This is a genomic window from Salinispora oceanensis (assembly GCF_000383575.1).
GTDB classification, from domain to species: Bacteria; Actinomycetota; Actinomycetes; order Mycobacteriales; family Micromonosporaceae; genus Micromonospora; species Micromonospora oceanensis.
The window spans coordinates 4,128,852-4,152,207 of sequence record NZ_KB911579.1 but is presented as its reverse complement, the minus strand read 5'-3'; the positions used below and the strand labels follow the sequence as shown (position 1 = coordinate 4,152,207).

Genomic DNA, 23,356 nt, shown 5'->3' with positions numbered 1-23,356 from the left:
GGAGATATATGAAAACACTGATAATCGACAACTACGATTCCTTCACGCACAACGTGGCGCAGTACATCGCCGAGGTGAATGGGGTCGAGCCGGTCGTCATCCGCAACAATGAGCCCGGTTGGGACATGGGGATGCTGCGACAGTTCGACAACGTCGTGATATCCCCCGGGCCGGGCCGGCCGGAGCAGCCGGCGGACTTTGGGATCTCGGCGCAGGTCATCGCTGCCGCCGAAATGCCACTGCTCGGTATCTGCCTCGGGCACCAAGGCATATGTGACATCTTCGGGGGCAAGGTGGGAGCCGCTCCCCACGTCGAACACGGCACGCAATGGCACCTCGAGCACACCGGTGAGGATATTTTCGCGGGCATCCCGTCGCCGTTTACGGCGGTGCGGTATCACTCTCTGGCCGCCCTTGAACTGCCACCCGAGCTCGTCGCCACGGCGTGGACGTCGGACGGCGTCATCATGGGACTTCGGCACCGAGAGCGGCCGATCTGGGGTGTGCAATTTCATCCTGAATCGATTTGCACCGAGCACGGCAAGACGCTCTTCCGCAACTTCGCCTACCTGACCCGTCGCTGGCGGCAGGCTAATGGACTGAAGGCATCCGATGACCCGGCTACGGCCTTGCGGGCGACTCAGCGCGATGGGTCCAGCGCCGTGCACGACGAAGCGCCCAGGCAGGTCCTGGTCCGCAGGTGCGCCGCCGAGGTGAGCGCGGAGACGGTGTTCGACGGCATCTATTCCGAGGCTCCCTACGCCTTCTGGCTCGACAGCGGCAATACAGGTCGCCGCGATGAACGTTTCTCCTTCATGGGCAGTGCGGGGGGTCCGCTCGCCCGGGTAGCAAGCGTGGATGTGTGGCGCAACGAGGTTCTCATCGACAGCGCAGACGGCCGCACAGTGCACCACGGGTCCTTCTTCCAGTGGCTCGAGGAGGATCTAGTCTCAGCACGGGTCGCCGTTCCAAGTCTGCCGTTCGACTTCACCCTGGGCTGGGTCGGCTACCTTGGCTATGAGCTCAAGGCCGAATGCGATGGTGAGCGCGCACACCGTTCGCAACACCCCGACGCAGTCATGGTCTTCGCCGACCGGATGATCGTCTTCGACCATGCGGCCGCGGAGATCTACCTGCTCGCTCTGGCCGGGTCGGCTGACGACGCCTCCGCGATCCGCTGGCTCGACGACACACAGGATTCGCTGTATCGGCTAGAACGCGAGCAACTCCGCGGCCTGACCCCCTCCCCGATCGAAGACCTGCGGGCCACCAGCCAGCTGCGCCTGCGGCATTCGCGGCAGCAGTATCTGGAACTGATCGGCCGCTGCCAGGCCGAGACCATCGCGGGCGAATCCTATGAGATATGCCTGACGAACATGCTCACCGTGGCGGATTCGCTGGACCCGTGGAACACCTACCGGATCCTGCGGCGACAAAATCCGGTGCCGTTCGGCGCCCTTCTGCGGCTGGGTCCGCTTTCGGTTCTGAGCACCTCCCCGGAACGGTTCTTGCGGATCAGTGCGGACGGAGTCGCCGAGTCGAAACCGATCAAAGGAACGCGTCCGCGCTCGATTGACCCGGAAACCGACCAGCGTCTGCGTGAGGACCTGGCGCACCATCCGAAGGATCGCGCCGAGAACCTGATGATCGTGGACTTGGTCCGCAACGACCTGGGCATCAACGCCGAAATTGGATCCGTGTCGGTCGACCCGATCTTCGACGTTGAGACCTTCGCGAGCGTGCACCAATTGGTGAGTACTGTGCGCGCCCAGCTACTGTCCGGGATATCGGCCGTGGCGTGCCTGCGATCGGCGTTCCCCGGTGGCTCGATGACCGGTGCACCGAAGGTGCGCACGATGCAGATCATCGACGGGCTAGAGCAGGGCCCACGGGGTGTCTACTCAGGCACGATCGGCTATTTCTCGCTCTCTGGTGCCGCTGATTTCAGTATCGCGATCAGGACCCTGGTGATCTCATCAAACAGCGCCGAGTTCGGCGTCGGCGGCGCAATCATCGCGCTTTCGGATCCGGCTTCCGAGTTCGAGGAGACGATGGTTAAAGCCACTCCGCTGCTGCGGCTTCTTGGCCAAGAATTCCCCGGCGGAAGCGCCGTGGGCGACGATTCACGAGAGCAAGGGCGGATCGATGACGGACGGTGAGGTCACCGCGCTCGACCTGGGTAGAGTCCTGCTGCACAGAAATTCCACCAAAGGTGGGCGCCCGAGCGAGTTCCCTCTCCTTGGGCGAAAATGGGATCTACTCCCGGGAGTATTCGCGCCGATCTATGATGTGTCAACTCAGCTGTTCACGGCTTGGCTACCTTATCCAATCGGCGGATCGTTCCTGGAGATTGGATGCGGTGCCGGAGTGACCGCCGTGACGGCGGCGTTGCGCGGTTGCGCACGGGTGACGGCGCTCGACATCAATGACCGGGCCATTGAGAACGCCATACAAAATGCCCGCCGGCATGGTGTAGCCGAACGGGTACGTGTATTGCGCAGCAACCTGTTCGCTGAGGTGCCGCAGGGCGAGCGCTTCGACTGTGTGTTCTGGAATTCGAGCTTCATCGAGGCGTCGCCCAACGCTGCGCTCGATGCACTGGAGCTGGCGATCTTCGACCCCGGATACCGCACTCACGCTGCATTCCTGAATGAGGTATCGGCGCACTCGGCGCCGGGCGGCCGCATCTTCCTGGGGTTCAGCGACCTTGGCAATGGGCAGCTGCTGAAATCCCTGGCTGATCAGGCGCACCTCGAACTCCAGACGGTGCGAAGCTTCACCGCTAGGCACCCCGTGACGCTTACCTATCAGCTGCTGGAGTTGATCCGCACCTGACCGTCGGCCGCACTTGAGCAAGGCGGCCGAACGCCGAAACCTGCGAGGCACCGAAGTGGAACTGAACGGGCATCCGGTTATCGCGGGTGAGATCAGCGCACTCGCGCTATACAACTACGGGCACTATACATCGATGCGGGTAGAGGCCGGTGGACGAGTCCGTGGCCTGTCGATGCATCTGGAAAGGCCCGCCACGACTGCTCGATCGCGCACGGAACGTACCTCGGCCTCGATTGGGTTAGGCACTCGCCCGGCGTGCTGTCGCTAGTACGGCAGCCGCCATTCGTGATCATGGCTGGGGTTCGAGGTTGAGGCGGCGGGCGTAGTGCGCTCGCCTGGCTTGTGCTTGGTGGCGGCGTCGCCAGTTTGACCAGCGTAAACGGTGGCTGAGGTTGCGGTTGGGCTGGTTGAGTAGGGCGTTGATCAGGCGGCGGATCTCGTTGACGGTAGTGGGATCATGTGTGGCTGAGCGTGATCGTCGTTGTGGTCTGCCTCGGCGGCGCAGATCGCGAGGATGGCGAGGGCGGCCAGGGCCAGGGTGGTGAACCGATGCCATGAGCTCCAGCGGCGGACCTGGTGTGGTCGAGGCCGACCTATCCCTTCACGGTTTGGAACGACTCCTCTACGGTCCAACGGACACCAGCGACTTCCACGAGGTGGGCGAGGGCGGCCGGGCGGGGTGTCCAGCAGCGGTAGAAGGCCAGTTCGCCGGTGGTGTTGTTGCGCGGATCAGCAGGCTGTGTCGGCCACCATCATCTGGGTCGCCGTCAACGCCTACGTGGCCGAGCCAGGCCCAGTCGTAGTAGCGGGGCCCTTCGAGCCGTTGCCTGCGCTGCGGCGGGTCCATGCCGTGGCGGTAGTCAGCGGCGAGGCGGTCGGCGCGGCAGCGGGTGCTGCCGGCGTTGATCGGTACGAGGTGATCGCAGGAGTCGGCCAGGACGTAGCCCAGGCGTAGGTGGCGTAGCCGGGCGCGTAGCGCGGTGTTGTTGCCGTAGGCCTCGTCCGCGGTGACCCATCGGACGGGCGCCTGCGCGTCCACGGCCGCGGTGATCATGTCATCGGCCAGCTGCGTGCGGGTAGCGAACGCGACGTCGTCGGGGACGCCGGCCTGCTTACACCGCGTGCGGTCGTCGGTCCAGGATCTCGGCAGGTAGACCCGACGGTCGATCAACGTGTGCCCGTGTCGGCTGGCGTAGCCAGAGCAGCCAGAGACCGAGCCCGACCAGATAGCCAGCGCCGACCAGCTTCACCATCCAGAACGCCTGCGACGAGCGCAGCACCAGCGCGGCGAGGCCGACGGCAGCGAGAGTCGCATGCGCGTAGATCCCGGTGACCGTACCCACGATCACCCACCACCCCTGCCGGCGCCCACCGGCGGCGACCCGGGATACGACCAGGGTCAGGCTGGTCCCGGGCGTCATGGTGATCGGCGCGGGGGGCAACCAGGAACCCGAGTACGGAGATCCCCTGCATGCTCAGACCACCACCCGGTAGTGGGTGGTCAGCAGCCCCTCGTCGTCGTAGACGTGGAACGCCACCCCGGGCGGCTGCCGCAAGTCGACCAGCGGCCCGTCGCCCTCCCAGGGAAGCCGGAGCGTGGAGACGACGCCGGGCGCGATCCGTAGCGGCCGACCGGCGAAGGTGCTCGCGGCGGCGGTGTGAAAGTGCCCGGTCAGTACCGCGACGACCTGCGGATGGGCGGCCAGCAGTTCGGCCAGCGGCTCGGCGGGAAGCAGCCGTGTCGAATCGATGACGGGGTGGTGCAGTTCGACCGGCGGGTGGTGGAAGGAGACGAAGACCGGCGTCCCGGCCGGCACCGAGCCGAGTTGATCGGCGAGCCAGTCCATAGTCTCGGCGTCGAGGCGACCGTCGTCTTCGCCCGGAATCGACGAGTCCGCGAGCAGGAAGACCGCGCCGGCGAGGTCGAACCGGGTGTTGATCGCGCCGCTGCCGCCAGCCTCGTCACCGAGCAGGCCCTTGCGGTACGCGTCGCGGACATCGTGGTTACCGGGACAAACCATGACAGGTAGTGGTGACGAGAAGAGCTTCGCGGCGGTCCGGTACTCGGCCACCTCGCCGTGGTCGGCGATGTCCCCGCTGATCAGGATCGCGTCAACCGGTCGCGGCAGGGCGTGCAGGTAATCCATCACCCGGGCGGTCCGTTCGGCCGACCGGGGATGACTGTCGACGTGCGTGTCACTGAGGTGCGCGATGACGAGCAAGACATCCCCTAATGGTTATCTCCGCCTCAAACATTAGGGACGCTACACTCAATCAAGCCAGGCAGGTCAAGCAGGTACCAGAGGAGAGCCGATGCCACAGCAACTCACGCTCGCTCTGGCCAGCACCATCCGGCACGACGGCAACGGAGGCGTCGCCGATGACCTCGCCGACGTCGCCGGACTGACAACCTGGCTCCGGGAACACGCCGATCCGCTACGGGAGTACGCCGCCGAGCCCGGGCCGTACGCCAGCACGCCCGACGAGCAACTCCGCCTCGATGTGGTCGCGCTGCGACGCGCCGTGCGTACTCTGTTCGCGCATGCGGTTCGCCCCGGGCAACCGAGCCGGGCCGACTCCTCAACACTGCTTCCCGTGCCGGACGCCATCGATCAACTCAACCAGGCCGCTGGCCGGCTGCCGGTCCGGCCCATGCTGAACTGGCCGGACGAGTCGACACCGACAGTCGTCTGGCACTGCGCGCCGGCCGACGCCCGAATGCAACTCACGGCGGGACTGGCCCGGGCCGCAATCGATTTCCTCGCCAGCCCGGCCCGGGCCCAACTGCTCGCCTGCCCGGCGCCACGCTGCGTGCGTTACTTCGTCAAGGGACATCCGCGCCAGGCGTGGTGCAAGCCGTCCTGCGGCAACCGCGCCCGCGTGTCCCGGCACTACCAGCGCCACGCCGCGAACGCGTCGGACGACCCCAGCTGAGTCACCTCCGCGACAAGTGGATCGACCTGTTGATCGTGCCCGCGCTACTCAGGACACCAGAAGGGCTTGGCCAGCGACGAAGCTGCTCAGGCGCTGGGGCGAGCGGGCCGGCGCCGGGGTGTGTGGCGGCGATAGGTGCTGACGGTCGGGTCGCCGGCCATCCAGAACCGCCACGGCACGTCGTGCGCACCGGTGACGCCGACCCGTGGCCCGGCCGCTACGGCCGTTTCCGGCACTGGTTCGAGGGGTGGACGCAGTCGGATCGGGCCGTCGCCGAGCAGGTACTCCCCGTACGCCGAGCGGTCGACGCCCAGCGCGGCGCAGAGCCGGGCCGGCCCCCGGGCGAGGTCGCGATCGGATCGCGCCGCCTGACGGCGGGACCGGGCCTGGGCGTGGCCGGCGATCACTTCTCCCGCCCGCACCAGCACCGCCGCGGCCTCGCCCTCTGGGCCGGTCACCACGTTCAAGGCCCAATGCATGCCGTACGTGAAATAGACATAGACGTGCCCGGATGGGCCGAACATTGCCGCGTTGCGGGGAGTGCGCCCCCGGTGGGCGTGCGAGGCCGGGTCCTGGGCGGTGCCCGCGTACGCCTCGACCTCGGTGATGCGGAGGGTGACCTCGCCAGCGCGGAGCTGGGCACCGAGCAGGCCGCGCGCCGCCGGCACCACCGGTCCGCCGAGCAGGACGGCTAGTCGCGCGAGATCATCCACGGCTGCGACCCTATCCCGGGGTGATGCGGGTCGCCAGAGCTATGGATTAGGCCAGCCTTACCTTAGAGTCGATGCTCGTGACTTCCGCATCCGCCCTGTTCCCGGCCGTGCAGGTGCCGTTCGTCCGCGACCTGGCAACGCATGGCGAGCGCACCGCGATCGTTACCCGGGATGGGGAGATTTCCTACACCGACCTCGCCGCTCGGGTCGCGCGAACCGCCGAGCAGCTTGGCGTGGGGCGACGGCTCGTGCTGGTCGTCGGCGCGAACACGGTCGACTCGCTGGTGGCGTACCTGGCCGCGATGCACGCGGGTCACCCGGTCCTGCTGGTGCCCGAAGACCGGGCCTCGGCGCTCGCCGGCCTGATCGAGACCTACGACCCGGACGTGCTGGTCAGCGGCGCCGACGAGGGCTGGCGGATCGAGCACCGCCGCGCCACCTCCGCGCATGATCTGCACCCCGACCTGGCCCTGCTGCTCTCCACCTCCGGGTCGACCGGCTCCCCGAAGCTGGTCCGGCTCTCCCACACCAACCTGCAGGCCAACGCGGAGGCGATCGGCGAGTACCTGGGCATCCGCGACACCGACCGGGCGGCCACCAGCCTGCCACTGCACTACTGCTACGGCCTGTCAGTGGTCAACAGCCACCTGGCCCGAGGCGCCGCGCTGGTGTTGACCGACCTGTCGGTCGCCGACACCTGCTTCTGGGAGCTGTTCCGGAAGGCCCGGGCCACCACCCTCGCCGGAGTGCCGTACACCTTCGACCTGCTGGACCGGGTCGGTTTCGCCGCCATGGACCTGCCACACCTGCGATACGTCACCCAGGCCGGTGGTCGACTCGCACCGGAGCGGGTACGTCAGTACGCCGAGCTGGGTCGGGGCGCGGGCTGGGACTTCTTCGTCATGTACGGGCAGACCGAGGCGACCGCGCGGATGGCGTACCTCCCACCGGACCTCGCCTTCGACCACCCGACGGCGATCGGGGTACCGGTGCCCGGCGGCGACTTCCGGCTCGCCCCGGTCGCCGACCATCCGGACCCGGAGGTCGGCGAGCTGGTTTACGCCGGCCCGAACGTCATGCTCGGCTACGCCCACTCTCCCGCCGATCTGGCGCTGGGTCGCACCGTGGACGAGCTGCACACCGGGGACCTGGCTCGGCGTACCGCAGCCGGAGTGTGGGAGATCGTCGGCCGCCGTAGCCAGTTCGCCAAGATTCTCGGGCTACGGGTTGACCCGCAGCAAGTCGAGGCGCTGCTGTCCGCGCACGATGTCACCGCCAGCTGCATCGGCGGTGACGACGAACTGATCGTGGCGGCCGTCGGCGCCGAAGACCCACGCCGGGTACGCCTCCTGGTCGCCGGTGAGGTGGGGCTGCCGCCGCGGGCCGTGCGGGTGCTCCCCCTGGCCGAGTTGCCCCGGCTCGCCTCCGGCAAGCCTGACCTGGCGACGCTGCGTAGGCTCGCCGCCGAGAGCTCGGCGCCGCCGGCGGCGCCGGCCGGCGACCTCTGCACGCTGTACGCGGAGGTGCTCGACCGCACCGATGTCACGCCGGATCGCAGCTTCGTCGACCTCGGCGGGGACTCCCTGTCGTACGTCGAGATGTCGGTGCGGTTGGAGCGGGAGTTGGGTGACCTGCCGGCGGACTGGCACACCCTGCCGATCGCAGACCTGCGCCGATCCAGCGCAGCTCCCGGACGCGCTCCCCGGCCACGTCGGCGGCGTTCGCTGGAGACCAGTGTGGCGCTGCGGGCGGCGGCGATCGTGCTGATCGTCGGCTCACACATCCCGATGTTCACCATCACCGGTGGGGCACACCTCCTGCTCGCGGTGGCCGGCTTCAACTTCGCCCGGTTTCAGCTCACCACCGCCGGGCGGGGAGAGCGGCTACGGCAGATCGGCGTCAGCCTGCTGCGCATCGTGCTGCCCACGGTGGCGTGGATCGGTGCGGTGATGCTCTTCGACGACCAGTACCGACTGAGCACCCTACTGCTGGCCAACAGCATCCTGCGGCCCGACGACGCCCCACACGGCTGGCACTTCTGGTTTATCGAGACGGTGGTCTACCTTCTGGTGGCACTGTCCGCCCTCCTCGGCCTGCGCCGGGTCGACCGCTGGGAGCGGCGGTACCCGTTCGCGTTTCCGCTGGGGCTGACCGCGGTCGCGCTGCTCGGCCGGTACGACGTCTTCGGCCTCGAGGCGGGCCATGACCTGCCGGCGGCGCTCGTGGCCGGCTGGCTGTTCACGCTCGGCTGGGCGGCCGCCCGAGCCGACGGGGTACGGCAGCGGCTGTTGGTCACGCTCGCCGCGGTGGCCACCGTGCCGGGCTTCTTCGGGCAGCCGGCCCGTGAAACCCTGATCGTCGCCGGTTTCGCGTTACTGACCTGGCTGCCGACCGTGCCCAGCCTGGGCGTGCTGAACAAGGTGGCGGGAGTACTCGCCGGCAGCTCGCTCTACATCTACGTGACCCACTGGCAGGTCTACCCGCACCTGCGGGAGCTGCCGCTGGTCGCCCTCGCCGCGTCACTCGCGCTCGGCGTCGCGTACGCCGCGCTGGTCGGCCGCGTCTGGCGTTGGGCCGCCGCCCGCCGCCCGTCAATGAACTGGTCAGGTGAACCGGTCAGCGGGGAACGACCTGCTCGGCGGCCCACTCTCGCCAGCCAACGAGCTGGTCGGCGGCGGCGGCGAGCTGCTCGGCGACCGGACCCGGGCCGGTGGAGCCCGGGGTGGTGCGGGCGGCGAGCGCGCTCTGGACCGACAGCACGTCCCGCACCGACGGGTCGAGGTGCTCGCTGACCGCGGCGAGGTCGGCGTCGGAGACCTCGTCGAGCGCGCAGTCCCGGGCCACGCAGAGCGCCACCAACCGGCCGGTGATCTCGTGCGCCTCGCGGAACGGCACCCCGCGGCGGACCAGCCAGTCGGCCACCTCGGTGGCGAGCGAGAAGCCCTCCGGCGCCGCGGCGACCAGCCGGTCGGCCCGTACCGTCATGGTGGAGATCATCCCCGCGAGAGCCGGCAGGAGCAGCTCCAGCGTGTCCACCGCGTCGAAGGCGGGCTCCTTGTCCTCCTGCATGTCCCGGTCGTAGGTCATCGGCAGGCCCTTGAGCATGGTGAGTACGCCCACCAAGCCCCCGACGAGCCGACCGGACTTGCCTCGGGCCAACTCGGCGATGTCCGCGTTCTTCTTCTGCGGCATGATCGACGAGCCGGTGGCGAAGGCGTCATCCAGCTCCACCCAACCGAACTCCGGCGACGTCCACAGCACCACCTCCTCGCCGAGGCGGGACAGGTGCACGCCGATCAGCGCGGTGGTGAAGAGGAACTCGGCGACGAAGTCCCGGTCGGCGACGGCGTCCATCGAGTTGGCGAAGGACGTCCGGAAGCCCAGCTCCCGGGCGACCGCCACCGGATCCAGCGGCAGACCGGAGCCGGCGAGGGCGCCAGCTCCGAGCGGACTGATCGCCGTGCGGTGGTCCCAGTCGCGCAGCCGCTGTAGGTCGCGCAGCAGCGGCTGCACATGGGCGAGCAGCCAGTGCCCGAAGGTGACCGGCTGAGCGGGCTGCAGGTGGGTCATGCCCGGCGTCGCGGTGTCCACGTGCCGCCCGGCCTGCTCGACCAACGCCTCGGCCAGCTCGACCAGTCGAGCGGCCACGCCCCGGGCGTGGTCCCGCAGGTAGAGCCGCAGGTCCGTGGCGACCTGGTCGTTGCGGGAGCGGCCGGCGCGCAGCTTGCCGCCGAGTCGGCCGAGCCGCTCCAGCAGCCCCCGCTCCAGGGCGGTGTGCACGTCCTCGTCGTCAACGGTGGGCCGGAACGTGCCGGCGGCGCAGGCGGCCTCCAGGTCGTCCAGGGCGGCCAGGATCTGCCCCAGCTCCTCGGCGTCCAGCAGGCCGGCGCCGGCCAGGACCCGGGCGTGCGCCCGGGACCCCGCGAGGTCGTAGGGGGCGAGCCGCCAGTCGAACTGCACGCTCACCGACAGCCGGGCGAGTGCCTCGGCCGGGCCGCCGGCGAAGCGGGCTCCCCACAGGCTGGTCCGGTTGGTGGCTGCGCTCTTCTCGGTCAGGCTCTTGTCGTCCACCCCGCCCATTGTGGCAGCGCTCACCGCGCCCCACCCAGCCGGGCGTCCCGCTCCGCCGACATCTTGCTGGGCAGCCCCCACAGCTGCACGAACCCCTTGGCGAGGGACTGGTCGAAGGTGTCACCGGTGTCGTAGGTGGCCATGCCGAAGTCGTACAGGCTGGCCTCGGACCGCCGGCCGGTGGCGGTGACCCGGCCGCCGTGCAGGGTGAGCCGTACCTCGCCGGAGACGTGCTGCTGCGAGTCGTCGACGAAGGCGTCCAGCGCGTCCTTCAGCGGGGAGAACCACAGGCCGTCGTAGACCAGCTCGCCCCAGCGCTGGTCCACGCTCCGCTTGAACCGGGCCAGGTCGCGCTCGACGGTAACCGCCTCCAGCTCCTGGTGGGCGGTGATCAGCGCGATCGCGCCCGGCGCCTCGTACACCTCGCGGCTCTTGATCCCGACGAGCCGGTCCTCGACCATGTCCAGCCGGCCGACGCCCTGCGCGCCGGCACGCCGGTTCAGCTCCACGATCGCCTGGTACGGGGTGACCGTCTCCCCGTCGATCGCGACCGGGTTGCCGGCGTCGAAGGTGATGACGACCTCGTCCGCGTCCCGCGGCTGGGCCGGGTCGGCGGTGTAGGAGTACAGGTCCTCGATCGGCGGGTTCCAGATGTCTTCCAGGAAGCCGGTCTCGACGGCCCGGCCCCACAGGTTCTGGTCGATCGAGTAGGGCGACTTCGCCGACACGTCGATCGGCAGCCCCTTCTCCTCGGCGAACGCGATCGCCTTGTCCCGGGTCCAGGCGTAGTCCCGGGCCGGCGCGACAATCCGCAGATCCGGGGCGAGCGCCCCCAGGCCGACCTCGAAGCGCACCTGGTCGTTGCCCTTGCCGGTGCAGCCGTGCGACACGATGGTGCCGCCGTGCTTGCGGGCCGCGGTCACCAGGTGCTTGACGATCAGCGGCCGGGACAGGGCGGAGACCAGCGGGTACCGGCCCTGGTAGAGGGAGTTGGCCCGGACCGCGGGCAGGCAGTACTCGGCGGCGAACTCGTCGCGCGCGTCGACCACCTCGGACTCCGCGGCCCCGCAGTCGAGCGCCCGCTGCCGGATCACCTCCAGGTCCTCACCGCCCTGCCCGACGTCGACCGCCACGGCGATCACCTCGGCGCCGGTCTGCTCGGCCAGGTACGGGATCGCGACGGAGGTGTCCAGCCCTCCGGAGTACGCCAGAACGACCCGCTCAGTCATGATGTGGTGCTCCTTTCAACGTTGTCTTCGCGGCGGGCCCAGCCGGCGAGTTGGTCGCCGAGCGCGGCTCCGCCGTCGGCCTCGCGGGCCACGACGAGGATGGTGTCGTCGCCGGCGATCGTGCCGACGACCTCGGGCAGGCCGGCGCGGTCCAACGCGCTGGCCAGGTACTGGGCCGCACCCGGTGGGGTACGGAGCACGGCGATGTTGCCGCTGGCGTCCACCCCGTTGAGCAGCTCGCGCAGCAGGCGCACGAGACGCGCCGGCGCGGTCTCGGCCTCCCGCAACGGACGCTGGCCGTCCTCCGGGATCAGGTAGACGCCGCGGCCGTCGCCACCGCGTACGGTGACCGCGCCGAGTTCCTTGAGGTCCCGGGAGAGGGTCGCCTGGGTGGCCTGGATGCCCTCCCCCGCCAGCAGGTCGCCCAGCTCGGTCTGCGAGTGGATCGCCTTGTCCCGGATCAGTTCGACGATGCGGGCGTGCCGGGCGGCGCGGGTCAGCGGGGCGCTCATGCGCGCTGCCCGGTGTGGCCGCCCGACGCCGGTGCGTCCGGGCCGAGGAGGAACGTCAGCAGCGCCTTCTGGGCGTGCAGCCGGTTCTCCGCCTGGTCGAAGACGGCGCTCTGCGGGCCGTCGAGCACCTCGTCGGTGATCTCGTCGCCGCGGTGCGCGGGGAGGCAGTGCAGCACGATCGCGTGCGGCGCGGCGTGTGCAAGCAGCGCGGCGTTGACCTGGTACGGGCGGAACGGGGTGACCCGGTCCAGCCCGTCGGACTCCTGCCCCATCGAGGTCCAGGTGTCGGTGGCGACGGCGTCGGCGTCGCGGACCGCCGCCACCGGGTCGATGCCGGTACGCACCGACCCGCCGGTGCCGGCGGCGATCTTCTCCGCCCGGGCCAGCACCCCTGGGTCCGGGCTGAACCCGGCGGGCCCGGCGATCCGGACGTGCATGCCGGCGGCGGCACCGGACAGCAGGTACGAGTGGCACATGTTGTTCGCCGTGTCGCCCAGGTACGCCAGCGTCCGCCCGGCGGTGCCGCCAAGGTGCTCGCGGATCGTGAGCAGGTCGGCCAGGAGCTGGCACGGGTGGTACGTGTCGGTGAGCGCGTTGACCACCGGCACGGTCGCGTGCGCGGCGATCTCGGCGATCCGCTCGTCCCCGTGGGTCCGCAGCACGATCGCCGCCACGTAGCGGGAGAGCACCCGTCCGGCGTCGGCGAGGGTCTCGCCCCGGCCGAGGTGGGTCACCTGGCTGTCCACCACCAGCGGATGTCCGCCCAGCTCGGCGATGCCGACGTCGAAGGACATCCGGGTCCGCAGGCTCGGCTTGTCGAAGAGCACCGCCACCGCTCGCGGGCCGGCCAGGGGGCGGTACCCGAAGCGGTCCGCCTTCATGCCGGCGGCCAGGTCGAGCACGGTCGCCTGTTCGGCGGGGGTGAGGTCGTCGTCCCGCAGGAAGTGCCGGATCATGCCCTGGCCTCCGTCGTGGTTGGGGTGGTCGGGGTCGGAATTCTGGCCGGTTGGGCCGGCGGGTTGGGGTTGCCCGGTCCCGTTGGCCGGGGCCCGGCGGCTGGGGTCGGGTCGGCGGCGCGGGTCGCGTTGAGGTCGGCCGGGGTCGGGCTGGCAGCGTCGAGGGCCGCCGGCAGGGCGGCCAGGAAGGCGTCGGCCTGGTCGGCGGTGAGAATCAGCGGTGGGGCGAGCCGGATGACATCCGGCTGCACCGCGTTGGCCAGGAAGCCCGCCTCCCGCAGCGCCTCGACGGCGACCGCCGCGACCGGCGTGGTCAGCACGATCCCGAGCAGCAGGCCGGCGCCCCGCACCTCGGCGACCAGGGGATGGTGGAGCGCCTGGACACCCCGGCGTAGCCGGTCTCCGACCCGCTCGACGTGGTCGAGCAGACCGGTGCCGGCGATCGTGGACAGCACCGCCAGCCCGGCGGCGCAGCTGATCGGGTTCCCCCCGAAGGTGGTGCCGTGTGAGCCGGGGCGCAGCAGGTCGGCCGTGGGGCCGAAGGCGATGCAGGCGCCGAGCGGCAGGCCACCGCCGAGCCCCTTGGCGAGCGTCACCACGTCCGGTTCGATGCCCTCGGCCTGGTGCGCGAACCAGTGCCCGGTACGGCCGATTCCGGTCTGCACCTCGTCGAGCACCAGCAGGGCACCGTGCTCGGCGGTGATCCGGCGGGCCTCGGCGAGGTAGCCGGCCGGCGGTACGACGATGCCGTTCTCCCCCTGGATCGGCTCCAGGATCACCATCGCGGTCGCGTCGGTGACGGCCGCCGCCAGCGCGGCGCTGTCGCCGTAATCGACGTGGGTGACGGTGGTGGGCAGCGGACGGAACGGGTCGGCCTTGGCCGGCTGGCCGGTAAGCGCCAGCGCCCCCATGGTGCGGCCGTGGAAGCCGCCCCGGGTCGCGACAACCTCGGTCCGCCCGGTGAGCCGGGAGATCTTGAAGGCCGTCTCGTTCGCTTCGGCGCCCGAGTTCGCGAAGAAGACCCGTCCCGGTCGACCGGCGAGGGCGAGCAGCAGCTCGGCCAGGGCCACCGGCGGCTCGGCGGCGTACAGGTTCGACACGTGCCCCAGCGTGGCGACCTGCTTGGAGACGGCGGAGACCACCGCCGGGTGGGCGTGGCCCAGGGTGTTGACGGCGATGCCGCCGAGCAGGTCCACGTACTCCCGGCCGGTGTCGTCGACCAGCACGGCGCCAGCGCCGCCGACCAGTGCGAGCGGCGGCGTGCCATAGCTGTCCATCATGGACTCTTGCCAGCGGTCACGGAGCGGGCTCATCCGGGAATCACCATGGTTCCGAAGCCTTCCGAGGTAAAGATCTCCAACAGGGTCGAGTGCGCGACCCGTCCGTCCACGACGTGCGCGGCGGGTACGCCCCCGCGCACCGCCCGCAGGCACGCCTCCATCTTGGGAACCATCCCCGACTCCAGGGACGGCAGCAGCTTCTCCAGCTCCTTCGCGGTGACCTCGCCGACCAAGCTGGACCGGTCCGGCCAGTTGGCGTACAGGCCCGGCACATCGGTCAGGACGACCAGCTTGCGCGCCCGCAGCGCGACCGCCAACGCCGCCGCGGCGGTGTCCGCGTTGAGGTTGTGCGGCACGCCGTCCGCATCCGGGGCCACCGTCGAGAGCACCGGAATCCGGCCGGCCTCAAGCAGGTCGGTCACCACCGAGATGTCCGCCGACTCCACGTCGCCGACCTGGCCGATATCGACCGGTAGCCCGTTGACGTACGCCGGGCGTCGGACCGCGGTGAACAGACCCGCGTCCTCGCCGGAGAGCCCCATCGCGAACGGACCGTGCGCGTTGATCAGCCCGACCAGTTCCCGGCCGACCTGCCCCAGGAGCACCATCCGGACCACGTCCATCACCTCGGGCGTGGTGACCCGCAGGCCGCCCCGGAACTCACTGTCGATGCCGAGGCGGTCCAGCATCGCCGAGATCTGCGGTCCGCCGCCGTGCACCACGACCGGCTTCAGGCCGGCGTAGCGGAGAAAGACCATGTCCGCGGCGAACGCCCGCCGCAGCTCCGGATCAGTCATGGCGTTGCCGCCGTACTTGACCACGACGGTCGAGCCCGCGAACCGGGCCAGCCACGGCAGCGCCTCGATCAGGGTGGCGGCCTTGGCCTGGGCGCCGGTGAGATCCGCGGTGATGCTCATGCCCGAACCTGCCTTCCGTCTCCGATCGCGGTGCCGCACCACGCGGCGATCCTCATGCTCACGACGAGTACGCCGAGTTCTCGTGCACGTACCCGTGGGACAGGTCGTTGGTCCAGATCGTCGCCGCGGCCGCGCCCGCCCCCAGGTCGATGCAGATCGTCACGTCCACGCCCCCGAGGTCGACCTTGGACCGGTCCTCGGCGGCGGCGCCGCCCCGGCACACCCACACCCCGTTCACCGCCACGTCGACCCGCTCCGGCTCGAACGCCGCGGCGGTGGTGCCGACGGCGGCGAGGATGCGCCCCCAGTTCGGGTCGTTACCGAACAACGCGGTCTTGACCAGGTTGTTCCGGGCCACGCTCCGGCCCACCTCGACCGCGTCGTCCTCGCTCGCCGCGCCGACCACGTCGATCGTGATCTGCTTGGTGGCGCCCTCGGCGTCGGCGACGAGCTGCTGCGCGAGGTCGTGCGCGACGGCGGTGACCACGGCGGTCAGCTCGGCCTCGGTGGGCGCGACGCCGCTCGCACCGCTGGCCAGCAGCAGCACCGTGTCGTTGGTGGACATGCACCCGTCCGAGTCGACCCGGTCGAAGGTGACCCGGCAGGCGGCCCGCAGCGCCGCGTCCAGGGTCTCCGGGTCGGCGACCGCGTCGGTGGTGAGCACGCTGAGCATCGTGGCCATCGCCGGCGCGAGCATGCCCGCGCCCTTGGCCATCCCACCGACGGTGAAGCCCGCGCCGTGCCCGACCGCGTTCTTCGGCCGGGAGTCGGTGGTCATGATGGCCTCGGCGGCGGCCGGTCCGCCGTCCTGACTCAACGCCTCGACCGCCGAGCCCACCCCGGGCAGGAGCCGGTCCATGGGCAGCCGCTCGCCGATCAGACCGGTGGAGCAGACGGCCACCTCGCCCGCGCCGAGGTCCAACCCGGGGGCGACTGCGGTCAGTACCGCCGCGGTGTGCTCCGCGGTGGCGTGGGTGTCCTGGAAGCCACCGGGGCCGGTGCAGGCGTTGGCGCCGCCCGAGTTGAGGATCGCGGCGCGGACCAGACCGCCCTGGACGACCTGCTGGGTCCAGAGCACCGGCGCGGCCTTCACCCGATTGGCGGTGAAGACACCGGCCGCTCCGGCGTGCGGGCCGTCGTTGACGACCAGGGCGACGTCGGCCGCCCCGCCCTCCTTGAGCCCGGCGGGCACCCCGGCCGCCCGGAATCCACGGGGAGTCGTGACGCTCACGGGGTGCTCCCCCAGACGGAGAGGCCGGTGGTCTCCGGCAGGCCGAGCATGATGTTGGCGTTCTGCACCGCCTGGCCGGCCGCGCCCCGACCGAGGTTGTCCAGGCCGCTGACCACGATCAACCGCCCGGCGTCAACGTCAACGGTCGCCTGCAGGTGGCAGGAGTTGGAGCCGAGGGTCGCGGCGGTGTGTGGCCACCGCCCCTCGGGCAGCACGTGCACGAAGGGCGCGTCCGCGTACGCCTCGGCGAGCACCGCCTGCGGGTCAACCTCCCGTACCGGCACGGCGGTGACGGTCGCGAGGATCCCCCGTGGCATCGGTGCCAACACCGGGGTGAACGACAGGCTGGTCGCCCCGGTCGCCTGCTTGATCTCCGGAACGTGCTGGTGCGCACCGACCCGGTACGGCGACAGGTCCCCCATGACCTCGCTGGCGAGCAGGTGCGCCTTGGCGGCGCGGCCGGCGCCCGAGGTCCCGGAGGCGGCCACCACCACCACGTCGGCGGGCTGGGCCGCGCCGGCGGCGATCAGCGGGGCGAGCGCCAGGATGATGGCGCTGGCGTAACAACCGGGGTTGGCCACCCGGGTCGCGGCGGCGATCCGCTCGCGCTGACCCGGTAGCTCGGGCAGACCGTAGGTCCACTGCCCGGCGTGGGTGCCGCCGTAGTAGTTGGCCCAGGCATACGGGTCGGCCAGCCGGTGATCGGCACCGAGGTCAACCACGCGCACTTCCGGCGGCAACTGCGCGGCCAGCGCCGCCGACTCACCGTGCGGCAGCGCCAGGAAGACCAGATCGGCATCGGCCAGGGCCGCCGGGTCGGTCTTGGCCAGCACCAAATCCAGCCCGGTCAGCTGTGGGTGCACGGTGTCCAGCCGGTGCCCGGCCTGGCTGTGCGCCGTGGCGGCGACCAGGTCGAACTCCGGATGCCCGGCGATCAGGCGCAGCAGTTCACCCCCGGCGTAACCGCTCGCCCCAGCGACCGCAACTCGGATCCCCATACCTACCTCCGTATGACAATGCAGGGAAGGTTAGCAGCGACTGCATGATCATACAAAGCATTGCATGGCGATGAAGTCGTGTTCTGGATCACCGGCCGCCACCGACGGAAGGGCCCGCATCGCGATACGCGACGCGGGCCCTTCGACGGAAAACCCTCAAACGGTGGGAAGAGGCCAGAGCTGCCCTCACACGCCGCGGAGAGTAGCGCCGAAGCGCTCCGCGACACAGGCAACCGCCGCGTCCCGCGCCGCGACCGCCTCCTCCACCGTCAGCGTCCGATCCGGCGCCCGGAAGGTCAGCTTGTACGCCAACGACCGACGACCCGCGCCGAGCTGCGCACCGGCGTACACGTCGAAGAGCCGAACCGACTCCAACAACGCACCGGCCCCCGCCACCAGCGCCCCCTGCACCTCGGCCACCGGCACATCGACATCGACCACCAACGCCACGTCGATCAGGGCGGGCGGGAAGGACGAGAGCACCGGGGCCTGCCGTACCGGAGCCGCCGGAACCGCGTCCAGATCCAGCTCCATCGCGGCGGTACGGCGGGGCAGCTCCAGCTCGGCGATCACCGCCGGATGTAGCTCGCCCGCGTACCCGACGGTCACGCCATCCACCACCAGAGACGCACAGCGCCCGGGGTGCCAGGGGGCGTGCTCCACGGCTCGCACGGCCACCCGGTCCTCGGGAATGCCGGCGGCGGCGAGCACCGACCGGGCCGCCGCGACCGCGTCCGCCCAGCCAACCGGGCGTCCCTCGCCCCACCAGCCACCCGGCTCGACCTCACCGGCGAGCACCACGGCGACGTGCCGCGGCTGCTCCGGCAGCACCGCGTCGGCGGCGGCGAACTCCGCGTCCGACGGCCGATGCTCCACCCCCATCGCCGGCGGCGAGCCGGCCGCCGCCCGCGGGTGGAAGACCGTACCGATCTCGTAGAGCGCGAGGTCCCGCTGGCCTCGGCCCAGGTTCCGCCGGAGCACCCCGAGCAGCGGGCCGAGCAACGTCGTCCGCAGCGCCGGCTCCTCCTCCGACAGCGGGTTGGCCAGCCGCACCACCCGCCGCCGGGCATCACCGGCCGGCAGGCCCAGCTGGTCAGCCAGCTCGACCGCTACAAACGGCGGGGAGAGCACCTCCACGTACCCCTGGTCGGCGAGCATCCTGGCCACCGCCCGCTGGCGCCGCTGCTGCCAGGTCAGGCCCCGGCCGGCGGGGGCCACCGGCAGCACCGCCGGCACCCGGTCGTAGCCGTCGAGGCGAACCACCTCCTCGACCAGGTCGGCCGGGTCGGTCAGGTCGGGCCGCCAGGTCGGCGGGGTAACCAGGAACGACACCGCGCCACCGGCGTCGACGCCCACCGCACCCGGATCCGCGGCGAGTCGATCCGGGCCGGCCACGACCGTGCAGCCAACCTCGGTGAGCAGGGCAGCCACCCGCTCCGGTGGATAGGCCACCCCGACCCGTCGGGCTGGCAGATCCGCCGGCAGGACCACCGGGGCCGGTGCCGACACATGATCGATATCGAGGATCTCCGCACCGGCCGCGCCGCCGCCATGCTCCACCAGCAGCCGCACCGCCCGCTCGACGGCGACCAACGGCAGGGCCGGGTCAACACCCCGCTCCCACCGCTTGGCCGCCGCGCTGAACAGCCGGTGCCGGCGGGCCGTGCGCCCCACCAGCACCGGATCCCAGTGCGCGGCCTCGAACAACACGTTGTTGGTCTCCGCGACCACCTCGCTGCTCTCCCCACCCATCACGGCGGCGAGCGAGATCGGGACACCGGCGTCCGCGCCAGCCGCCGGGTCCGGGTTCGACAGCCCGGCGTCACAGATCACCATGTCCTCGGCGACCAGCGTGCGCGCCACCCCGTCCAGGGTGGTCAACCGCTCCCCCGCCACCGCCCGGCGGACCACCAGCGAGCCGGTGATCCGGTCGGCGTCGAAGGCGTGCATCGGCTGGCCCAGCTCGAGCATCACATAGTTGGTGATGTCGACCGGCAGCGAGAGGCTGCGGATACCGGCGGTGGTGAGCCGCTGGACCATCCAGGCCGGCGACGGCGCGGCCGGGTTGACACCACGGACCATCCGCGCCGCGAACCGGTCACAGCCGACCGGATCCCGCACCTCCACCGGGTACGCGGGCGCTTCGGTGCCCGCCGGGGCGGACGCGAGGCCCGGGTCCCGAAACGGCACCCCGAACGCGTGCGACAGCTCCCGGGCGATCCCCCGCACCGACATCTGGTAACCCCGGTCCGGGGTCAGCTCCACCTCGACCACCACGTCGTCAAGGCCCACCACGGGGCGGGCGTCATCACCCGGCTTGGCGGGGCTGGCTCCGGGCAGCACGATGATGCCGGCGTGGTCGTCGCCCAGGCCCAGCTCCTTCGCGGAGCAGATCATGCCCTTGGAGTTACGCCCGTACGTCCGGCGTGCCCCGATCGCGAAGTCGCCGGGCAGCACCCCGCCGGGGAGGATCACCACCACCCGGTCGCCCACCGCGAAGTTGCGCGCCCCGCAGACGATCTCCTGCAACTCGCCGGTGCCGTTGGCGTCCCCCACGTCCACCCGACAGAAGCGAATCGGCTTCTTGAAGCCGGTCAGCTCCTCAATCTCCCGCACCTCGCCGACGACCAGCGGCCCGGTGACCGTATCGGCCAGGTCCACGACGGACTCCACCTCGAGACCGAGGCCGACCAGGGACTGCTCAAGGTCGGCCGGGGTCAGGTGCGCCGGCAGGTCAACGTACTCACGCAGCCAACTGACAGAAACTCGCATGACTCAGATCACCGTCTCCGTAACTCGTGCCCGCGCCTACGCGCCGTACCCGAACGCCCGGGCGAACCGGACGTCCCCCTCCACCAGGTCCCGCATGTCGCCGACGCCGTGCCGGAACATGACCGTACGGTCGATGCCCATGCCGAAGGCGAATCCGGAGTAGACCTCCGGGTCGATGCCGCAGGCCCGCAAGACCCGCGGGTTCACCATGCCGCAGCCACCCCACTCAACCCACTGCGCACCCTTGCGGTGCTCCGGGAACCACACGTCGAACTCCGCCGACGGCTCGGTGAAGGGGAAATAGTGCGGCCGGAAACGGGTTCGCGCCTGGGGCCCGAACATCGCCCGAGCAAAGTGGTCCAGCGTGCCGCGCAGGTGCGCCATCGTGATGCCACGGTCCACCACCAAGCCCTCGACCTGGTGGAAGACCGGCGCGTGGGTGGCGTCCAACTCGTCGGTCCGGTAGACCCGGCCCGGGCAGATCACGTGGATCGGCGGCGTGCGGGTCAGCATCGTCCGCGCCTGCACCGGCGAGGTGTGGGTCCGCAGCACCATGCCGGAGTGCTCCGGCGCGACGTGGAAGGTGTCCATCAACCCCCGCGCCGGGTGGTCCGGCAGGATGTTGAGCGCGTCGAAGTTGGTCCACTCCAACTCGACCTCGGGGCCCTCGGCCACCTCATAGCCCATTCCGACGAAGAAGTCGGTGATCTGCTCCATCAAACTACTGACCGGGTGGCGGGCCCCGGCCGGACGCCGGTCGGAGGGCAGGGTGACATCCACCCGCTCCTCGACCAGCATCCGCTCGGCCTGCTCCCGCTCCAGGACCTGCGCGCGCGCGGCGTAGGCGCTCTCGATCGACCGGCGGGCCTCGTTGACCCGCTTGCCGGCATCGGCCTTGGCGGCCGGCGGCAACGCGCCGATCTCACGTCGGGCCAGCGACGCCGGGGCCCGGTCCCCGAGGTGGGCCGGGCGCAGCGCGGTCAGCTCTTCCGGATTGGCGGCGGCGGCGAACGCCGCCTCGGCAGTGGCGACAGCCTCGGCCAGTGCGGCCGGGTCGAGCAGGGCGACCTGCTTCGGGTCGTACGGGTCGTTGCGGTAGGACATGGCGTACAGGCACTCCCTCACGGCGGCGCCGGCCTTGTCAGGCGGCGAAGCGAGTCTACGGACGCGCGGCTGTGCCGCAGCCCGCCGGTGGGAGTCGTGCGGAGAGCGGGTCAGAGCCGCCGCCCGCCGGCACCGGCGGGCTGGCTAAACGAACGCCGTTGCACGTTCACGGGCGGCCGCTCTCCTTTGCTGTCTCGCTCGCGGTGCCGGCCTCAACAGCGGCTACTTCCTCGACCGCTGCTACTTCCTCGACCGTAGGTGTGGTCTCCACCGCGGTGCTGGCCTCAACCGGGCGCGGGGACGACGGCCGGCGCTGCGCTCTCGCTGAAGCGTACAGGCACACCGCCGCCGCGGCAGCCAGGTTAAGGCTCTCCGCCCGCCCGTGCAGTGGTACCCGGACCCGGGCCTCGGCAGCCGCCGTCAGATCGGTGGGCAAGCCGTGCGCCTCGGAGCCGAAGACCCAGGCGGTGGGGGCGGCCAACCGGCCGGCATCAGCCAGGTCGTCCAGGTCGTCCGCGCCGTATCCGGTGGTGGCCAACACGCCGAGCCCGGCGGCCCGCAGGTCGGCGATCACCTGCAGCGGATCGGGCGCCCGCACCACGTCCACGTGGAACAGGCTGCCCGCCGACGCCCGCACCACCTTGCCGTTGTAGGGGTCGACCGCCGTACCGGCGAAGACCACCGTCTGGGCTCCGGCCGCGTCGGCGGTACGCAGGACCGTGCCGGCGTTGCCCGGATCGCGGATGTCGGCGAGGACGGTGACCAGCCGCGGCGCTCGCGCGAGAGCGGTGGCCAGCGGTAGGTCGAGATGTTGGCAGACGGCGATCAGGCCCTGGGGAGCGACCGTCTCGGCGAGCCCGGCGAGCGCCGCATCGGTTACCTCGGAGACGGGGAGGTCCGCGGCGGCGGCCTGGGCGGCCAGCTCCCGGTACCGGTCCAGGGCGGCCGGTGTGCCGAAAAGCTCCAGGACCGTGCCGGGGCGTGCCAGGGCCTCGCGGACCGCCTGTGGACCCTCGGCCAGGAACCGACCGGTGGCCTCGCGGTCCCGGCGGCGGTGCAGTCGACGGGCCGCCACGATCCGGGGGGTGCGGGGGGTGAGTGGTCCGGAGACGGCGTCGAGGCGCCTCCCGTGCGGTCGTGACTGCATGGGAGACGCCTCGCGCTGCCGTGGGTGGATCAGGCGGCCTGGGCGCCGGCGCCGCCGGTGCCCTGCTCCGCGACGGCCGCACGGGCCTTCTCGACGATCGCCGCGAAGGCGGCGGCGTCGTTGACGGCCAGGTCGGCCAGGATCTTCCGGTCGACCTCGATGCCGGCCAGCTTGAGGCCCTGGATCAGACGGTTGTAGGTAAGCCCGTTGGCGCGGGCACCCGCGTTGATCCGCTGGATCCACAGCTGCCGGAAGTCGCCCTTGCGGTCGCGACGGTCCCGGTAGGAGTACTGCATCGAGTGCAGCACCTGCTCCTTGGCCTTGCGGTACAGCCGCGAGCGCTGACCGCGGTAGCCACTCGCGGTCGCGAGCAGGGTACGGCGCTTCTTCTGGGCGTTCACAGCCCGCTTGACGCGTGCCATCTCAGCTCCTTCGTTGGTTCAGGGTGGCGCGCGTCAGCGGCCGAGCAGCTTCTTGATGCGCTTGACATCCGACTTGGCCACCTCGACCCGCCCGGTCAGCCGGCGGGTACGGGTGGAGGACTTCCCCTCCAGGAGGTGGCGCAGGCCGGCCTGCTGCTTCACGATCTTGCCTTTGCCGGTCACCCGGACGCGCTTGCCCATCCCGGTGTGGCTTTTCATCTTCGGCATGTGGAAC

Annotated in this window: 20 protein-coding genes and 1 pseudogene; 4 read left to right on the top strand and 17 right to left on the bottom strand. The window is 70.9% G+C overall.

All coding sequences use genetic code 11. The annotated features are described in order from the left end of the window. Positions 1 to 8: 8 nt before the first annotated feature. Together pabB and SALPAC4_RS0119215 are read left to right on the top strand one after the other, a co-directional pair. Complete coding sequence (gene pabB, locus SALPAC4_RS0119220; protein WP_019871708.1) at positions 9 to 2,159, top strand: aminodeoxychorismate synthase component I; 2,151 nt, start codon at positions 9 to 11, stop codon at positions 2,157 to 2,159. Beyond that, positions 2,146 to 2,835, top strand: coding sequence for a methyltransferase (locus SALPAC4_RS0119215; protein ID WP_027644856.1), 690 nt, complete (start codon positions 2,146 to 2,148; stop codon positions 2,833 to 2,835). Before pabB ends, SALPAC4_RS0119215 begins: the two co-directional genes overlap by 14 nt. Before the next feature lie 622 nt (positions 2,836 to 3,457). On the opposite strand, the gene SALPAC4_RS25755 is transcribed toward SALPAC4_RS0119215, so the two are convergent. Genes SALPAC4_RS25755 through SALPAC4_RS0119200 form a run of 3 tightly spaced genes read right to left on the bottom strand, consistent with a single transcriptional unit; the run spans position 3,458 to position 5,057 of the window. Next, entirely contained in the window at positions 3,458 to 4,006 is a 549-nt protein-coding gene (locus SALPAC4_RS25755; protein WP_080640927.1) for a transposase, read from the bottom strand. Further along, positions 3,948 to 4,277 carry a LysE family translocator gene (locus SALPAC4_RS0119205; RefSeq protein ID WP_223874789.1) on the bottom strand — a complete coding sequence of 110 codons (330 nt, stop codon included), beginning with the start codon at positions 4,275 to 4,277 and terminating at the stop codon, positions 3,948 to 3,950. Before SALPAC4_RS0119205 ends, SALPAC4_RS25755 begins: the two co-directional genes overlap by 59 nt. A 33-nt stretch (positions 4,278 to 4,310) precedes the next feature. After that, positions 4,311 to 5,057, bottom strand: coding sequence for a metallophosphoesterase (locus SALPAC4_RS0119200; protein ID WP_019871705.1), 747 nt, complete (start codon positions 5,055 to 5,057; stop codon positions 4,311 to 4,313). A 91-nt stretch (positions 5,058 to 5,148) separates the two neighbouring features. Between SALPAC4_RS0119200 and SALPAC4_RS0119195 the strand changes: the two genes are divergently transcribed. After that, positions 5,149 to 5,769, top strand: a complete 621-nt coding sequence (locus tag SALPAC4_RS0119195) for a CGNR zinc finger domain-containing protein (RefSeq protein WP_019871704.1) — start codon at positions 5,149 to 5,151, stop codon at positions 5,767 to 5,769. 86 nt (positions 5,770 to 5,855) lie between these two features. Here the strand turns inward: SALPAC4_RS0119195 and SALPAC4_RS0119190 are convergent, their stop codons facing one another. Continuing rightward, positions 5,856 to 6,482, bottom strand: coding sequence for a DNA-3-methyladenine glycosylase (locus SALPAC4_RS0119190; RefSeq protein WP_019871703.1), 627 nt, complete (start codon positions 6,480 to 6,482; stop codon positions 5,856 to 5,858). A 71-nt stretch (positions 6,483 to 6,553) separates the two neighbouring features. Between SALPAC4_RS0119190 and SALPAC4_RS25480 the strand changes: the two genes are divergently transcribed. After that, a complete protein-coding gene (locus tag SALPAC4_RS25480) occupies positions 6,554 to 9,274 on the top strand; it encodes an AMP-binding protein (RefSeq protein WP_020113536.1) in 2,721 nt (906 codons plus the stop codon). On the opposite strand, the pseudogene argH reads toward SALPAC4_RS25480, so the two are convergent. From argH to rpmI, 13 genes and pseudogenes are all read right to left on the bottom strand, one after another. Continuing rightward, positions 9,204 to 10,562, bottom strand: a pseudogene (gene argH, locus SALPAC4_RS0119180) (argininosuccinate lyase); the annotation flags it as partial. The gene SALPAC4_RS25480 and the pseudogene argH overlap by 71 nt on opposite strands. Positions 10,563 to 10,573: 11 nt before the next feature. Then, the gene (locus tag SALPAC4_RS0119175; RefSeq protein ID WP_019871700.1) at positions 10,574 to 11,782 is read right to left on the bottom strand and encodes an argininosuccinate synthase; all 1,209 of its coding nucleotides are present in this window, start codon (positions 11,780 to 11,782) and stop codon (positions 10,574 to 10,576) included. Then, positions 11,779 to 12,294 carry an arginine repressor gene (locus tag SALPAC4_RS0119170; protein ID WP_018729966.1) on the bottom strand — a complete coding sequence of 172 codons (516 nt, stop codon included), beginning with the start codon at positions 12,292 to 12,294 and terminating at the stop codon, positions 11,779 to 11,781. The genes SALPAC4_RS0119175 and SALPAC4_RS0119170 overlap by 4 nt, the downstream gene beginning before the upstream one ends. Further along, positions 12,291 to 13,250 (bottom strand): ornithine carbamoyltransferase, encoded by a 960-nt coding sequence (argF, locus tag SALPAC4_RS0119165; RefSeq protein WP_019871699.1) that lies wholly within the window; start codon positions 13,248 to 13,250, stop codon positions 12,291 to 12,293. The genes SALPAC4_RS0119170 and argF overlap by 4 nt, the downstream gene beginning before the upstream one ends. Next, positions 13,247 to 14,563 (bottom strand): acetylornithine transaminase, encoded by a 1,317-nt coding sequence (locus tag SALPAC4_RS0119160; RefSeq protein ID WP_019871698.1) that lies wholly within the window; start codon positions 14,561 to 14,563, stop codon positions 13,247 to 13,249. Before SALPAC4_RS0119160 ends, argF begins: the two co-directional genes overlap by 4 nt. Then, positions 14,560 to 15,447, bottom strand: a complete 888-nt coding sequence (gene argB / locus SALPAC4_RS0119155) for an acetylglutamate kinase (protein ID WP_019871697.1) — start codon at positions 15,445 to 15,447, stop codon at positions 14,560 to 14,562. Before argB ends, SALPAC4_RS0119160 begins: the two co-directional genes overlap by 4 nt. A 58-nt stretch (positions 15,448 to 15,505) precedes the next feature. Next, positions 15,506 to 16,678, bottom strand: coding sequence for a bifunctional glutamate N-acetyltransferase/amino-acid acetyltransferase ArgJ (gene argJ / locus SALPAC4_RS0119150; RefSeq protein ID WP_019871696.1), 1,173 nt, complete (start codon positions 16,676 to 16,678; stop codon positions 15,506 to 15,508). Further along, complete coding sequence (gene argC, locus SALPAC4_RS0119145; RefSeq protein ID WP_019871695.1) at positions 16,675 to 17,676, bottom strand: N-acetyl-gamma-glutamyl-phosphate reductase; 1,002 nt, start codon at positions 17,674 to 17,676, stop codon at positions 16,675 to 16,677. Before argC ends, argJ begins: the two co-directional genes overlap by 4 nt. Before the next feature lie 186 nt (positions 17,677 to 17,862). Next, a complete protein-coding gene (gene pheT / locus SALPAC4_RS0119140) occupies positions 17,863 to 20,448 on the bottom strand; it encodes a phenylalanine--tRNA ligase subunit beta (protein ID WP_019871694.1) in 2,586 nt (861 codons plus the stop codon). Positions 20,449 to 20,484: 36 nt separating this feature from the next. Further along, positions 20,485 to 21,552 (bottom strand): phenylalanine--tRNA ligase subunit alpha, encoded by a 1,068-nt coding sequence (gene pheS, locus SALPAC4_RS0119135; protein ID WP_019871693.1) that lies wholly within the window; start codon positions 21,550 to 21,552, stop codon positions 20,485 to 20,487. A gap of 166 nt (positions 21,553 to 21,718) precedes the next feature. Beyond that, the gene (locus SALPAC4_RS0119130; RefSeq protein WP_019871692.1) at positions 21,719 to 22,699 is read right to left on the bottom strand and encodes a TrmH family RNA methyltransferase; all 981 of its coding nucleotides are present in this window, start codon (positions 22,697 to 22,699) and stop codon (positions 21,719 to 21,721) included. 29 nt (positions 22,700 to 22,728) lie between these two features. Continuing rightward, positions 22,729 to 23,121, bottom strand: a complete 393-nt coding sequence (gene rplT, locus SALPAC4_RS0119125; RefSeq protein WP_018215009.1) for a 50S ribosomal protein L20 — start codon at positions 23,119 to 23,121, stop codon at positions 22,729 to 22,731. A 33-nt stretch (positions 23,122 to 23,154) separates the two neighbouring features. Continuing rightward, positions 23,155 to 23,349 (bottom strand): 50S ribosomal protein L35, encoded by a 195-nt coding sequence (gene rpmI / locus SALPAC4_RS0119120; protein ID WP_018722829.1) that lies wholly within the window; start codon positions 23,347 to 23,349, stop codon positions 23,155 to 23,157. Positions 23,350 to 23,356: the final 7 nt, after the last annotated feature.

Bases quoted from the DNA above. Each gene is read 5' to 3' on its own strand.
- argC (WP_019871695.1), bottom strand. From the start codon at position 17,676: ATGGGGATCCGAGTTGCGGTCGCTGGGGCGAGCGGTTACGCCGGGGGT.
- rplT (WP_018215009.1), bottom strand. From the start codon at position 23,121: ATGGCACGCGTCAAGCGGGCTGTGAACGCCCAGAAGAAGCGCCGTACC.
- SALPAC4_RS0119195 (WP_019871704.1), top strand. From the start codon at position 5,149: ATGCCACAGCAACTCACGCTCGCTCTGGCCAGCACCATCCGGCACGAC.
- pheS (WP_019871693.1), bottom strand. From the start codon at position 21,552: ATGTCCTACCGCAACGACCCGTACGACCCGAAGCAGGTCGCCCTGCTC.
- SALPAC4_RS0119130 (WP_019871692.1), bottom strand. From the start codon at position 22,699: ATGCAGTCACGACCGCACGGGAGGCGCCTCGACGCCGTCTCCGGACCA.
- argF (WP_019871699.1), bottom strand. From the start codon at position 13,250: ATGATCCGGCACTTCCTGCGGGACGACGACCTCACCCCCGCCGAACAG.
- SALPAC4_RS0119215 (WP_027644856.1), top strand. From the start codon at position 2,146: ATGACGGACGGTGAGGTCACCGCGCTCGACCTGGGTAGAGTCCTGCTG.
- argB (WP_019871697.1), bottom strand. From the start codon at position 15,447: ATGAGCATCACCGCGGATCTCACCGGCGCCCAGGCCAAGGCCGCCACC.
- pheT (WP_019871694.1), bottom strand. From the start codon at position 20,448: ATGCGAGTTTCTGTCAGTTGGCTGCGTGAGTACGTTGACCTGCCGGCG.
- SALPAC4_RS0119170 (WP_018729966.1), bottom strand. From the start codon at position 12,294: ATGAGCGCCCCGCTGACCCGCGCCGCCCGGCACGCCCGCATCGTCGAA.
- SALPAC4_RS0119160 (WP_019871698.1), bottom strand. From the start codon at position 14,563: ATGAGCCCGCTCCGTGACCGCTGGCAAGAGTCCATGATGGACAGCTAT.
- rpmI (WP_018722829.1), bottom strand. From the start codon at position 23,349: ATGCCGAAGATGAAAAGCCACACCGGGATGGGCAAGCGCGTCCGGGTG.
- SALPAC4_RS0119175 (WP_019871700.1), bottom strand. From the start codon at position 11,782: ATGACTGAGCGGGTCGTTCTGGCGTACTCCGGAGGGCTGGACACCTCC.
- SALPAC4_RS25480 (WP_020113536.1), top strand. From the start codon at position 6,554: ATGCTCGTGACTTCCGCATCCGCCCTGTTCCCGGCCGTGCAGGTGCCG.
- pabB (WP_019871708.1), top strand. From the start codon at position 9: ATGAAAACACTGATAATCGACAACTACGATTCCTTCACGCACAACGTG.